A 12,800-nucleotide genomic window follows, 5' to 3' on the forward strand; every position below is an offset into this window, starting at 1 on the left:
GACCCGGCCGCCACCGGCACCGCCCCGCCGTTGCGCCGGTGGTGGCACGGCATCATGCCGCGCCCTCGCCGGCTGCGCTCCCGGCTGGCGCTGGCGGCCTCGGCCGCCGTCGTCCTCGTCACCGTCGGCGTGTGCACGGCCGCGTTCTTCGTCCTCCGCTACAAGCTCTACCAGCAGGTCGACCAGAGCCTCGCCCAGTCGGCGACCCTCGTCGCACGGGAGGACCGGGACGGCGAACCGGTCGTCCTGCGCGGAGAATGCCGCTACCTGGGCGCCCCGGCCTGTGCCCAGACGGTCCCGCCCGACCGTGCCGACGACCCGCCGGAGCCGTACGTCCTGCCCGTGTCCCCGGCGGTCCGCGAGGTCGCGGCCGGGCGCCGGGCGCCGTACTACCGGGACATCACCGTCGACGGGCATCCCGCCCGCATGCTCACCACGACCTTCGGCCACGGCACCGCCGTCCAGGTCGCCCTGCGTTCCGACGTCGCCGAGCGCGGTGTGCGCCAGACCGCCTGGCTGCTGATCGGCGTCGGCGGGGCCGGCGTGGTCGTCGCCGGACTGCTCGGTCACGCGGTCGCCCGCACCGGACTGCGCCCCGTCACCCGGCTCACGGCCACGGCGGAACGGGTGGCCGCCACCCGCGATCCGCGCCACCGCATCGAGCTCCCACCGGGCGGCCGGCACCGGGGCGACGAGACCACGCGGCTGGCGACGACCTTCAACACCATGCTCGACGAGCTGGACCGCTCGGTGACCGCCCAGCGCCGCCTCATCGCCGACGCCTCGCACGAGCTGCGCACCCCGCTGACCGCCCTGCGCACCAACGCCGAACTCCTCGCGCGCGCCGACCGCCTGCCCCCGGACCGGCGCGAGCGGGCGGCCGGTGCTCTGGTCCGGCAGCTGGAGGACGTCACCGGCCTGGTCAACGACCTGATCGAGCTGGCCCGGGACGAGGAACCGCAGCCGCTCCTGGAGCAGATCGACCTGGCCGCCCTCACCCGGCGCGCGGTGGACACCGCCCGCGAGCGCTGGCCCCACCTCACCTTCACCCTGGAGGTCGCCGACCGCGCGGCGGGCGTGCTGCGCCCCGGCATCCCGGCGCGGCTGGCCCGGCTGCTCGGCAACCTGCTGGACAACGCGGCCAAGTTCAGTCCGCCGGGCGGCACGGTCGAGGTGGCGCTGACCGAGCGGGAGCTGACCGTGCGCGACCACGGTCCCGGCATCGCGGCCGAGGACCTGCCGCACATCTTCGACCGCTTCTACCGGGCGCCGTCCGCCCGCGCACTGCCCGGTTCGGGACTCGGGCTGGCGATGGCCCGTCAGATCGCCCGCACGCACGGCGCGGGACTCACCGCCGAACGGGCAACCGGTGGAGGGGCGCTGTTCCGGCTGACCCTGTGAGTCCGGGGGCCGACACGTGATCGGGGCGTCCTACGGCGCCCGGACCACCGGCGGCTCCCCGCGCGGCAGGGTCAGGGCGGTGCGCAGGGCGGTGGCCTGCGCGGCGCCGATGCGGTCGGCCAGGACGCCCTCGATGACGGCGAGGGTCTCCTGGGCCCGCCGGTGGACGCGGGCGCCCTCCGCGGTGATGCGGATCAGGCGGCTGCGGGCCGAGGCGGGGTCCGGGACCTGTTCCAGCAGCCCCAGGGTGAGCAGGCCGTGCACGGCCTGGTGGGCGGTCTGGCGGGTGACGCCGAGACGCCGGGCGAGCTCGGCGACCGTGGTGCCCTCCGCGTCCAGGAACGCGAACACCTGGCCCTGCGCGGGGCTCAGCGGCTGCTCTCCGGCCGCCCGCATGCTGGCCGTCAGGGCGTCGTCGAACCAGCGCTTGGCCGCGGCCAGTCGCAGCGGCATGTTCGGTACGGCTTCGGTCATGGCTCCTCGGATCTTCCGGCGCCCGAGCATACGGGCAGCCCGTACCGTCAGGTAGCCTGACACTCGTTGAACGTCAGGCACGCTGACAATCCTGCGGTCGGAGGCTCCCATGACCATCGAGTTCGCCAGGCGCACCCACTCCCTCATCCCCGCCGAACCGGGCAGGCCCTACTTCATCGAGAAGGGCCTGGGCGACCGCGCCCACCTCTTCGGCGACCTGATCACCGTCTACGCGGGCGGTCCGCAGACCGAGAACACCTTCAACTTCTTCACCTGCGAAGGCCCCAAGGGCGACATCATCCCGGCCCACTCCCACCCGGACACCTACGAGGTCTTCTTCGTCACCCAGGGTGCCGTCCGGCTCTTCGTGGAGGACCTGGAGGGCGAGCAGGAGGAGCGGCTCCTGACCGCCGGCGACTTCGGCTTCGTACCCAAGAACTGCCCGCACGCCTACCGCATCGAGCGCCACCACAGCCAGATCGTCGGCGTCGCGGCGGGTCCCGGCGGCACCTTCGAGCGGTTCTTCGAGACCCTCGGCACCGACACCGGAGAACTCGGCCTGCCGCAGCGCCCGTTCGTACCCGGGCCGCACAAGTTCGCCACCGTGCCCCAGGAGTACGACGTGACCTTCCTGCCCGGCCACCAGTGGCGCACGGCATCACAGTGAGAGCCCCGCACACCCGTGCCCGCCACGCCACGTGATAGAAGCGGACATGACCACTTCGCCCCACCCCGTGCCCCTGGACGGCCACCCGTGACCGCCGGCATCGACACCCCGGACCGCCGCGGCCGCACCGGACTCGACCGGGCCGGCCAGGATCTGACCGGCAACCCCCGGGTCAAGATCACGGACGTACGGCTGCTCTCCAGCCACTGGTACGTCGAACGCACCACGACCTTCGACTTCCAGCGCGCCGACGGCACCTGGAGCACCCAGGAACGCGAGACCCACGACCGCGGCAACGGCGCCACCGTGCTGCTGTACGACACCGAACGCGGAACCGTCCTCCTCACCCGGCAGTTCCGTCTCCCCGTCTACGTCAACGGCCACGCCGACGGCATGCTGATCGAGACCCCCGGCGGGCTCCTCGACGACGAGGACGAGCACCCCGAGGTCGCCGTACGCCGCGAGGTCGTGGAGGAGACCGGGCACACCGTCGGCGAGGTCCGGCACGTCTTCGACGTCTACATGAGCCCCGGCTCGGTCACCGAGCGCGTCAGCTTCTACGCCGCCGCCTACGGCCCCGCCACCCGCACCCACGAGGGCGGCGGCCTCGACGAGGAGGGCGAGGACATCGAAACCCTCGAACTGCCCTTCCGCCGGGCCCTGGAGATGATCCGATCCGGCGAGATCGCCGACGCGAAGACCATCATGCTGCTCCAGTGGGCGGCACTGGAGGGCCCGTTCGCCGGCCTCGGCCGGGACACCGGGGACAGCGGGGCCGGGAAAAGCGATGGCCCGCCCCGCCTGCGGTGACTACCGTCACCCGGCGTGGACACCACGGACCCGAAGGACATCGTGCGGCGCGGCTACGACGCCCTCGCGGCGCGCTACGACGAGGCATTCGGAGGTGACACCAAGTACCGGCCCTGGCTCGACGAACTCCGCCGGCTGCTCCCGGCCGGCGGCACCGTCCTCGACCTCGGCTGCGGCAGCGGTGTGCCGGTCGCCCGCACCCTGACCGACGCCGGGCACCCGGTCACCGGCGTCGACATCAGCGAGGTGCAGATCCGCAGGGCGCGCGAGCGGGTGCCCGGCGCCGAGTTCCACCGCGCCGACGTCACGGACGTCGCCTTCGAACCCGGCTCCTTCGACGCGGTGGTCTGCTTCTACGCGCTCATCCACCTCCCGCTGGTCGAACAGCCGCCGTTGCTGCGCCGGGTCGCCCGCTGGCTGCGCCCGGGCGGCCGGTTCGTCGCCACCACCGGGCACGGTGCCTGGACCGGCACCGACGAGGACTGGCTCGGCGGTGGCGCCCCGATGTGGTGGAGCCACACCGACGCCGCCGGCTACCGGGAGTGGATCACCCGGGCCGGACTGACCGTCGAGCGCGAGGAGTACGTGCCGGAGGGCGGCGACACCGGGCACACCCTCTTCTGGGCGCGCAGGTCAGTCAGCCCCTGACCAGCAGCTGGAAGTCGAAGGCGTACCGGGACGCCCGGTAGACGTGCGTCCCGTACTCGACCGGCCGGCCGGTGTCGTCGTACGCCGTGCGCCGCATGGTCAGCAGGGCGGCGCCCTCCTTCTCGTCGAGGCACACGGCCTCCTCGCGGGCGGCGGTACGGGCGCCGACGGTCTGGCGGGCGCTGTGCAGGGTGATGCCGGACGCGCGCATCATCCGGTACAGGCCCGTCGACTCCAGCCGGGCACCGTCCAGCTCCAGCAGCCCCGGCGGCAGGTAGTTGCACAGCAGCGCGACGGGCTGGCCGTGGGTGAGGCGCAGCCGTTCCAGGACGGTGACCTCGCCGCCCGCCGCGACACCGAGGGCCGCGGCCACGTCGGCGGGGGCCGGGACGGTCTCGTTGCGCACCACCCGCGTGGTGGGCCCCTGTCCGGCCGCCTCCAGGTCGTCGTAGAGACTGCTCAGCTCCAGCGGGCGCTTGACCTGACTGTGCACCACCTGCGTGCCCACCCCGCGCCGCCGGACCAGCAGCCCCTTGTCGACCAGGGACTGGATGGCCTGGCGGACGGTCGGCCGGGACAGGCCGAGGCGGACGGAGAGGTCGACCTCGTTGCCCAGGAGGTTGCCCGGGGCGAGGACGCCGTGCTCTATCGCCGCCTCCAGCTGCTGGGCGAGCTGGTAGTACAGCGGCACCGGACTGCTCCGGTCCAGGGCGAAGTCCAGACCGCTGAGCGCGGGGGCGGTCACGGCACGTGCCCGGTCGCCGGTTCTCGCCATGGACGTACCTCCCTTGCGTCGGTGACGGGCTCTCAGAGGTGGCGGCGGCGGTCGGCGACCGCGCGTTCGTACCGCGCGCGTGCGCCGGTGGCGGCCTCGCGGGCGGACACCTCGGCCACCGGCACGTCCCACCAGGCCTCGGCGGCGGGAGCGGTCGGCGTCGGGTCGGTCTCGACGTAGACGCACGTCGGCCGGTCCGACGCGCGTGCCGTCCGCAGGGCCTCGCGCAGCTCCCGTACGGTCTTGGCGCGCAGCACCTCCATGCCGAGGCTGGCCGCGTTGGCGGCGAGGTCGACGGGCAGGGGAGCGCCGGTGAAGGAGCCGTCGGCCACCCGGTGGCGGTACGCCGTGCCGAACCGCTCGGCACCCACCGACTCGGACAGACCGCCGATCGAGGCGTAGCCGTGGTTCTGCACGAGGACCATCTTCACCGGCAGGTTCTCCTGCACGGCGGTGACGATCTCCGTCGGGTTCATCAGGTAGGTGCCGTCGCCGACCAGCGCCCACACCGGCGTTCCCGGCGCGGCCTGCTGGACGCCGAGCGCGGCCGGGATCTCGTAGCCCATGCAGGAGTAGCCGTACTCCAGGTGGTACTGGCGCGGAGAGCGGGCCCGCCACAGCTTGTGCAGGTCGCCGGGGAGCGAACCGGCCGCGTTGATCACCACGTCCTCGTCGCCGACGACCGCGTCCAGCGCGCCCAGCACCTGCGTCTGGGTGGGGACGGCGCTGTCGTCGTCGGCGCGGTAGGCGGCCCGTACGACCTCCTCCCAGCGGGACCTGCCCTCGCGGTACCCGGACTCGTACGCCGCGTCCACGCGGTGGCCGGTCAGTCCCTCCGTCAGTGCGGTGAGCCCGGTCCGGGCGTCGCAGACCAGGGTGCGGGCGGCGAGCTTGTGGGCGTCGAAGGCGGTGATGTTGAGGTTGAGGAAGCGGACGCCGGGGTGCTGGAAGAGGGTGCCGGAGGCGGTGGTGAAGTCGGAGTAGCGGGTTCCGACGCCGATCACCAGGTCGGCGGTGCGGGCGAGGTCGTCGGCGACGGTGGTGCCGGTGTGGCCGATGCCGCCGAGGTCGGCCGGATGGTCGTGGCGCAGGGCGCCCTTGCCGGCCTGGGTGGAGGCGACCGGGATGCCGGTGGCGTCCACCAGCGCCCGCAGCGCCTCCTCGGCCTCGCTGTGGTGGACGCCGCCGCCCGCGACGATCAGCGGGCGTTCGGCGGCGCGGACCGCCCGGACCGCCTCGGCCAGTTCCACCGCGTCGGGCGCCGGCCGCCGCACCCGCCAGACGCGGTCGGCGAAGAACTCCTCGGGCCAGTCGTACGCCTCCGCCTGCACGTCCTGGGGGAGCGCGAGGGTGACGGCGCCGGTCTCGGCCGGGTCGGTGAGCACGCGCACCGCCTGGAGCGCGGAGGCGACGAGGGCCTCGGGGCGGGTGATCCGGTCGAAGTAGCGGGAGACGGGGCGCAGGGTGTCGTTGACCGACAGGTCGGCCTCGACCGGGTGCTCCAGCTGCTGGAGCAGCGGGTCGGCGGCGTGCGAGGCGAAGTAGTCGCCGGGGAGCAGGAGGACCGGGAGGCGGTTGATCGTGGCGAGCGCGGCGCCGGTGACCAGGTTGGTGGCGCCGGGTCCGATGGACGTCGTCACCGCCTGCGCGGACAGGCGGTTCAGGTGCCGGGCGTGGCCCACGGCCGCGTGCACCATGGCCTGTTCGTTGCGGCCCTGGTGGTACGGCATGACGTCGGCGTACTCGACGAGGGCCTGGCCGATTCCGGCCACGTTGCCGTGGCCGAAGATCCCCCAGGTACCGGCGATCAGGCGGCGCCGCACGCCGTCGCGTTCGGTGTACTGGGCGGCCAGGAAGCGCACCAGGGCCTGAGCGGTGGTCAGTCGGCGGGTGGCGGCGGCGCTCATGCGGACCTCTCCGGTGCGGTGTAGAGGGGGAGTCGGGGGTCGACGGGCTGGTCCGGCCAGGTGTCGCGGATCCAGGCGTGGTCGGGGTGGTCGCAGATCAGCCAGGCGCGTTCGGCCTCCGGGCCGGCCATGACGTTGAGGTAGTACATGTGGTGGCCGGGGACCGCCATCGACGGTCCGTGCCAGCCGTCGGGGATCAGCACGACGTCTCCGTCGCGCACCTCGGCCAGCACGTCCGTGCCCTGCCCGTGCCCGGAGGAGGAGACGCGCTGGTAGCCGAGGCCGGGGGTGCCGTCGTGGGCCGCGAACTCGAAGTAGTAGATCTCCTCCAGCACGGACTCCTCGCCGGGACGGTGCTCGTCGTGCTTGTGCGGCGGGAAGGACGACCAGTTGCCGCCGGGGGTGACGACCTCGACCGCGATGAGCTTGTCACACTCGAACACCCCGGCCGCACCGAAGTTGTTGACCTGCCGCGAGCAGTTCCCGGTGCCCCGCAGCTCCACCGGCACCGACGACGCCGGTCCGTAGCGGGCGGGCAGGCGGCGGGTGCAGCGGGCGCCGGTGAGGGCGAACCGGCCCCCTCCGGCGGTCGTCACGGTCGTACGGGCGTCACGCGGTACGTACGCGAAGTCGCTGACGCCGCTGAACACGCTGTCCCGGCCGGTGAGTTCGAAGGTCTCCCGGCCGAAGTCGTCGGCCGTGGCGACCGTGCAGGCGCCGCTGAGCGGGAGGACGATCCACTCGCTGTCCCCGCTGTCGAAGGAGTGGCTGCCGCCGGGCGGCAGGTCGAGCACGCGCAGGGCCGAGTGGCCCCAGCCGGCCTTCTCGGGCGTCACGTCGACGGTCAGCCCACCGTCCGCCGCCTTGCCCGCCGGGAGGTGGTTGCCCGCCGGGAGGTGGTACGTCATCTCCTCTTCCCCTCTCGTCGTGTCTCGTCGTGTCCGCTTCGGTCACAGCAGTCCGACCGCCGTGTCCACCGCCTGTTCCACACTGCCCTCGGCCGGGTAGAGCAGCGAGCGGCCGACGACCATGCCCTGCACGGTGGGCAGCCGCAGCGCCTTGCGCCAGCGTTCGTAGGCGGCGGCCTGATCCGCCGGGGAGCCGCCTATGTCGCCGCCGAGCAGGACGGCGGGCAGCGTGGAGGTCTCCAGGACCTCGCCCATGTCGTCCGGGTCGTGGGTGACGGGCAGTTTCAGCCAGGTGTAGGCCGACGTGCCGCCCAGCCCCGAGGCGATGGCGATGGACCGGGTGACGGCCTGGGCGGACAGGTCGTTGCGGACCCGGCCCCCGACGCGGCGGGAGATGAACGGCTCGACGAAGACGGGCAGTTCCCGCGCGGCCATCGCGTCCACCGCGCGGGCGGTCGCCTCCATGGTGGCCAGCGAGCCGGGGTCGTCGTAGTCGATGCGCAGCAGCAGCTTGCCCGCGTCGAAGCGGAGCCGGGCGATGTCCTCCGCGCGGTGGCCGGTGAAGCGGTCGTCCATCTCGAAGGCGGCCCCCGCGAGGCCGCCGCGGTTCATGGAACCCATGACGACCTTGTCGTCCAGCACCCCGAGCAGCAGCAGGTCCTCCAGCACGTCGGCGGTGGCGAGCACCCCGTCGACGCCGGGCCGGGACAACGCCGTGCACAGGCGTTCCAGCAGGTCGGCCCGGTTGGCCATGGCGAGCCCGCGGTCGCCGACACCGAGCGCGCCGCGCGCCGGGTGGTCGGCGGCCACGATCATCAGGCGTCCGGAGCCGCCGATCAGCGGACGGCGTACCCGGCGGGCCGCCGCCTCGGCGATCGCCTCCGGGTGGCGGGCTCTGACCGTGGTGAGGTCGGGGATGCTGAGGGACAAGGCGTTGCTCCGTTCAGGGAGTGGCTCGCGCGAGGAGGTCGTCGACCTCCGCCCCGGTGGGCATCGCGGAGGAACAGGCGAGACGGGAGGCGACGAGGGCGCCGGCCGCGTTGGCGTACCGCATGGTCCGCTCCAGGTCCCAGCCGGAGAGCAGACCGTGGCAGAGCGAGCCGCCGAACGCGTCGCCCGCGCCGAGGCCATTGACCACCTCGACGGGCACCGGGGGCACCTCGGCGCTGCGGCCGTCGCGGTGCACGGCGAGGACGCCCTCCGGGCCCTGCTTGACCACGGCCAGCTCGACGCCGGCGGCCAGCAGCGCCTCGGCGCAGGCGCGCGGTTCGCGTACGCCCGTGGCGATCTCGCACTCGTCGACGTTGCCGACCGCGACGGTCGCGTGCCGCAGCGCCTCGGCGTAGTACGGGCGGGCCTGGTCGGGGTCGGTCCAGAACATCGGGCGCCAGTCCAGGTCGAAGACCGTGGTGCCGGACTTCGCGCGGTGGGCGAGGGCGGCGAGGGTCGCCGTGCGGCTCGGCTCCTCGCTCAGCCCGGTGCCGGTGATCCAGAAGACGGAGGCGGCGCGGACGGCGTCGAGGTCCAGCTCCTCGGGGTGGATCTCCAGGTCGGGGGCCTTCGGGCGGCGGTAGAAGTACAGCGGGAAGTCGTCCGGGGGGAAGATCTCGCAGAACGTGACGGGGGTCGGGTACGCGGCGACCGGGGTGACCCAGCGGTCGTCCACGCCGAACTCCTTCAACGCCCGGTGCAGGAAGCCGCCGAACGGGTCCTCGCCCGTGCGGGTGATGACGGCCGTGGCACGGCCGAGCCGGGCGGCGGCGACCGCCACGTTGGCGGCCGAACCGCCGAGAAACTTCCCGAAGGTCTCAACCTCCGCCAGGGGTACGCCCGTCTGCAAGGGATAGAGATCGACCCCGATGCGGCCCATCGTGATCAGATCGAAACGCGGGACTGACTCGGCCATGTGCGACGCTCCTCGGGCTGGGCGGGGGGCCTGCCGCCTCCCAGGTGTATGGCTCCCGGACGACCATGTCAATACTTTGTACTTACATTCGGACCTGTGAGTGAAATGATGTCTTGACAAAGTATTGACAGCGGGCGTCTCAAGGACTTGTATCCGGACCCAGCGCAGCAACAGCCGTTCTTCTCTGGTCTGGCACACGGCTTCCCCGTCGCACAGTCGCACAGTGAGGTGCAGGAAAGATGGACCGCTCTTCGCACGCCCGCTCCCGCAGATTCGCCCCCGCCGTGGCCCTCGCCGCCGCCGCGGCCCTGACCCTCGCCGGCTGCTCCAGCGGCTCCGGAGGGAAGAAGGCCGACGAGGAGGGGGACTCGGGCGCCTCCGCGGGCAAGGCGAACACCCCGCGCATGACCGTCGCCCTGGTCACCCACCAGGCGCCCGGCGACACGTTCTGGGACATCGTCCGCAAGGGCGCGGAGGCCGCAGCCGCCAAGGACAACATCAAGCTCGTCTACTCCGCCGACCCGAACGCGGGCAACCAGGCCAACCTGGTGCAGAACGCGATCGACCAGAAGGTCGACGGCATCGCCGTCACCCTCGCCAAGCCGGACGCCCTGCGCGGCGTCCTCGGCAAGGCGGAGAAGGCGGGGATACCCGTCGTCGGGCTCAACTCCGGTCTGGCGGACTGGAAGGAGCTCGGCCTGATGTCGTTCTTCGGCCAGGACGAGAGCGTGGCGGGCGAGGCGTTCGGCAAGAAGCTGAACGAGGTGGGTTCCGAGAAGGCCCTCTGCGTCATCCACGAACAGGGCAACGTCGGCCTGACCCAGCGCTGCGACGGCCTGAAGAAGACCTTCGAGGGCTCGGTGGAGAACCTCTACGTCAACGGCGCCGACAAGCCCTCGGTCAAGGCGACGGTCACCGCCAAACTGCAGGAGGACGGCGACATCGACCACGTCGTCACCCTCGGCGCCCCGTTCGCCATGGTCGCCGTGCAGTCGGTGGACGAGACCGGCAGCAAGGCGAAGGTCGCCACCTTCGACCTCAACAAGGAGCTGACCGGCGCCATCGAGAAGGGCGACATCGAGTTCGCCGTCGACCAGCAGCCCTACCTCCAGGGCTACCTCGCCGTCGACGGCCTGTGGCTGTACAAGAACAACGGCAACTACAGCGGCGGCGGTGAGCAGCCGGTGCTGACCGGCCCGGCCTTCGTCGACAAGTCCAACGTCAAGGCCGTCGCCGAGTTCGCCGCGAAGGGCACCCGGTGATGAGCATGACCCAACAGGCTGAGCCGGCGGTGGACACACCGCCGGCCCCCGGCCCGAAGGAGACCGACGGGCGGACCAGGCAGCGTTCCATGACGCTGCGCCTGCTCGCCCGGCCCGAGGTCGGGGTCTTCCTCGGCGCCGTCGCCGTGTTCGTCTTCTTCCTGATCGCCGCGCCCACGGTCCGCGAGGGCGGCTCCATGGCGACGGTGCTGTACCAGTCGTCCACCATCGGCATCATGGCGCTGCCGGTGGCGCTGCTGATGATCGGCGGCGAGTTCGACCTGTCCGCCGGTGTCGCCGTCGTCACCTCCGCGCTCACCGCGAGCATGCTCAGCTACCAGCTGACCATGAACGTCTGGATGGGCGTGATCGTCGCCCTCGTGGTCTCCCTCGCGGTCGGCGCCTTCAACGGCTGGGTGCTGGTGAAGACCGGCCTGCCGAGCTTCCTGGTGACGCTCGGCACCTTCCTGATCCTCCAGGGCGTGAACCTCGCGGTCACCAAGCTGGTCACCGGCAACGTCGCCACCGACGACATCAGCGACATGGACGGCTTCGACCAGGCCAAGGCCCTTTTCGCCTCCTCCTTCGACGTCGGCGGCGTCCAGGTGAAGATCACCGTCGTGTGGTGGCTGGCCTTCGCGGCGCTCGCGACCTGGGTGCTGCTGCGCACCAAGTACGGCAACTGGATCTTCGCCGTCGGCGGCAGCAAGGAGTCCGCCCGCGCGGTCGGCGTCCCCGTCACCTTCACCAAGATCACCCTGTTCATGCTGGTCGGCTTCGGCGCCTGGTTCGTCGGCATGCACCAGCTCTTCTCCTTCAACACCGTGCAGTCCGGCGAGGGCGTCGGCCAGGAGCTCATCTACATCGCCGCGGCCGTCATCGGCGGCTGCCTGCTCACCGGCGGCTACGGCTCCGCCATCGGCCCCGTCTTCGGCGCCTTCATGTTCGGCATGGTGAACCAGGGCATCGTCTACGCCGGCTGGAACCCCGACTGGTTCAAGGCCTTCCTCGGCGTGATGCTGCTCGGAGCCGTCCTCATCAACCTGTACGTCCGCCGCGCGGCGACCCGGAGGTGACCGCGATGACCAGCAAGACCCCCGGCACCCACGGCGCCGTCCTCGCCGACCCCGCACCCGAGCGGGACGGCCGGCCGATCGTCGAACTGCGCGGCGCCGGCAAGGCCTACGGCAACATCCGCGCCCTGCACGGCGTCGGCCTCGCCGTCCACCCCGGACGGGTGACCTGCGTCCTCGGCGACAACGGCGCCGGCAAGTCCACCCTCATCAAGATCATCTCCGGGCTGCACCAGCACACCGAGGGCGAGTTCCTCGTCGACGGCGAACCGGTGCGCTTCAGCACACCGCGCGACGCCCTCGCCCGGGGCATCGCCACCGTCTACCAGGACCTCGCGACCATCCCGCTGATGCCGGTGTGGCGGAACTTCTTCCTCGGCTCCGAGATGACCAAGGGCCCCTGGCCCGTCCGCCGTCTCGACATCGCCCGCATGAAGCGGACCGCCGACGAGGAACTGCGCAACATGGGCATCGTCCTGGACGACCTGGAACAGCCCATCGGCACCCTCTCCGGCGGCCAGCGCCAGTGCGTGGCCATCGCCCGCGCCGTCTACTTCGGCGCCCGCGTCCTCATCCTCGACGAGCCCACCGCCGCCCTCGGCGTCAAGCAGTCCGGCGTCGTCCTCAAGTACATCGCCGCCGCCCGTGAACGCGGACTCGGCGTCATCTTCATCACCCACAACCCCCACCACGCCTACCTGGTCGGCGACCACTTCAGCGTGCTGCGCCTGGGCACCCTCGAACTGAGCGCCGCCCGCGCCGACATCACCCTCGAGGAACTCACCAACCACATGGCGGGCGGCGCCGAACTGGCCGCCCTCAAGCACGAACTGGCCCAGGCCGGCGGCGTGGACGTGGCGGCGCTCCCCGAGGAGCCGGAGGCCCCCGCGGCCGGCGACCCGGCCCCGGCCGGTGACCCCACCGCGTCCGAGACCACCGTGCCCGACACCGCCGAAGGGAAGGCCTGAC

General features: G+C 72.4%; 13 protein-coding genes. 7 read left to right on the plus strand and 6 right to left on the minus strand.

What is annotated here, in order from left to right:
- Nucleotides 1–54: 54 nt before the first annotated feature.
- Nucleotides 55–1,401 carry a sensor histidine kinase gene (locus AMK11_RS17805; RefSeq protein WP_073729016.1) on the plus strand — a complete coding sequence of 449 codons (1,347 nt, stop codon included), beginning with the start codon at nucleotides 55–57 and terminating at the stop codon, nucleotides 1,399–1,401.
- A gap of 30 nt (nucleotides 1,402–1,431) precedes the next feature.
- Here the strand turns inward: AMK11_RS17805 and AMK11_RS17810 are convergent, their stop codons facing one another.
- Nucleotides 1,432–1,875, minus strand: a complete 444-nt coding sequence (locus AMK11_RS17810) for a MarR family winged helix-turn-helix transcriptional regulator (RefSeq protein ID WP_073728254.1) — start codon at nucleotides 1,873–1,875, stop codon at nucleotides 1,432–1,434.
- A 109-nt stretch (nucleotides 1,876–1,984) separates the two neighbouring features.
- Between AMK11_RS17810 and AMK11_RS17815 the strand changes: the two genes are divergently transcribed.
- The 3 genes from AMK11_RS17815 (at nucleotide 1,985) to AMK11_RS17825 (ending at nucleotide 4,000) form a co-directional block, all read left to right on the plus strand.
- Entirely contained in the window at nucleotides 1,985–2,542 is a 558-nt protein-coding gene (locus AMK11_RS17815) for a quercetin 2,3-dioxygenase (RefSeq protein ID WP_073728256.1), read from the plus strand.
- Nucleotides 2,543–2,629: 87 nt separating this feature from the next.
- Nucleotides 2,630–3,352, plus strand: a complete 723-nt coding sequence (locus AMK11_RS17820) for an NUDIX domain-containing protein (RefSeq protein WP_073728258.1) — start codon at nucleotides 2,630–2,632, stop codon at nucleotides 3,350–3,352.
- A gap of 15 nt (nucleotides 3,353–3,367) precedes the next feature.
- Nucleotides 3,368–4,000, plus strand: coding sequence for a class I SAM-dependent methyltransferase (locus AMK11_RS17825; RefSeq protein ID WP_073728260.1), 633 nt, complete (start codon nucleotides 3,368–3,370; stop codon nucleotides 3,998–4,000).
- Here the strand turns inward: AMK11_RS17825 and AMK11_RS17830 are convergent.
- From AMK11_RS17830 to iolC, 5 genes are read right to left on the minus strand one after another with little or no spacing between them, the layout of a single operon-like run.
- Complete coding sequence (locus AMK11_RS17830; RefSeq protein WP_073728262.1) at nucleotides 3,990–4,775, minus strand: GntR family transcriptional regulator; 786 nt, start codon at nucleotides 4,773–4,775, stop codon at nucleotides 3,990–3,992. The two genes, AMK11_RS17825 and AMK11_RS17830, sit on opposite strands and share 11 nt — an antisense overlap.
- A gap of 32 nt (nucleotides 4,776–4,807) precedes the next feature.
- Nucleotides 4,808–6,682, minus strand: coding sequence for a 3D-(3,5/4)-trihydroxycyclohexane-1,2-dione acylhydrolase (decyclizing) (gene iolD / locus AMK11_RS17835; protein WP_073728264.1), 1,875 nt, complete (start codon nucleotides 6,680–6,682; stop codon nucleotides 4,808–4,810).
- Nucleotides 6,679–7,590, minus strand: coding sequence for a 5-deoxy-glucuronate isomerase (gene iolB / locus AMK11_RS17840; protein WP_073728266.1), 912 nt, complete (start codon nucleotides 7,588–7,590; stop codon nucleotides 6,679–6,681). Before iolB ends, iolD begins: the two co-directional genes overlap by 4 nt.
- A 42-nt stretch (nucleotides 7,591–7,632) precedes the next feature.
- Nucleotides 7,633–8,520, minus strand: a complete 888-nt coding sequence (locus AMK11_RS17845) for a Cgl0159 family (beta/alpha)8-fold protein (RefSeq protein ID WP_073728268.1) — start codon at nucleotides 8,518–8,520, stop codon at nucleotides 7,633–7,635.
- A 13-nt stretch (nucleotides 8,521–8,533) separates the two neighbouring features.
- Entirely contained in the window at nucleotides 8,534–9,496 is a 963-nt protein-coding gene (gene iolC / locus AMK11_RS17850; RefSeq protein WP_073728270.1) for a 5-dehydro-2-deoxygluconokinase, read from the minus strand.
- 239 nt (nucleotides 9,497–9,735) lie between these two features.
- Between iolC and AMK11_RS17855 the strand changes: the two genes are divergently transcribed.
- Genes AMK11_RS17855 through AMK11_RS17865 form a run of 3 tightly spaced genes read left to right on the plus strand, consistent with a single transcriptional unit; the run spans nucleotide 9,736 to nucleotide 12,799 of the window.
- Complete coding sequence (locus tag AMK11_RS17855; protein ID WP_073728272.1) at nucleotides 9,736–10,758, plus strand: sugar ABC transporter substrate-binding protein; 1,023 nt, start codon at nucleotides 9,736–9,738, stop codon at nucleotides 10,756–10,758.
- Nucleotides 10,758–11,834 carry an ABC transporter permease gene (locus tag AMK11_RS17860; RefSeq protein ID WP_073728274.1) on the plus strand — a complete coding sequence of 359 codons (1,077 nt, stop codon included), beginning with the start codon at nucleotides 10,758–10,760 and terminating at the stop codon, nucleotides 11,832–11,834. The genes AMK11_RS17855 and AMK11_RS17860 overlap by 1 nt, the downstream gene beginning before the upstream one ends.
- 5 nt (nucleotides 11,835–11,839) lie before the next feature.
- On the plus strand, nucleotides 11,840–12,799 hold the full coding sequence (locus AMK11_RS17865; RefSeq protein WP_073728276.1) for an ATP-binding cassette domain-containing protein: 960 nt from the start codon (nucleotides 11,840–11,842) through the stop codon (nucleotides 12,797–12,799).
- Nucleotide 12,800 lies beyond the last annotated feature (1 nt).

Origin of the sequence: Streptomyces sp. CB02414 (assembly GCF_001905385.1) — a bacterium.
Taxonomy (GTDB): Bacteria; Actinomycetota; Actinomycetes; order Streptomycetales; family Streptomycetaceae; genus Streptomyces.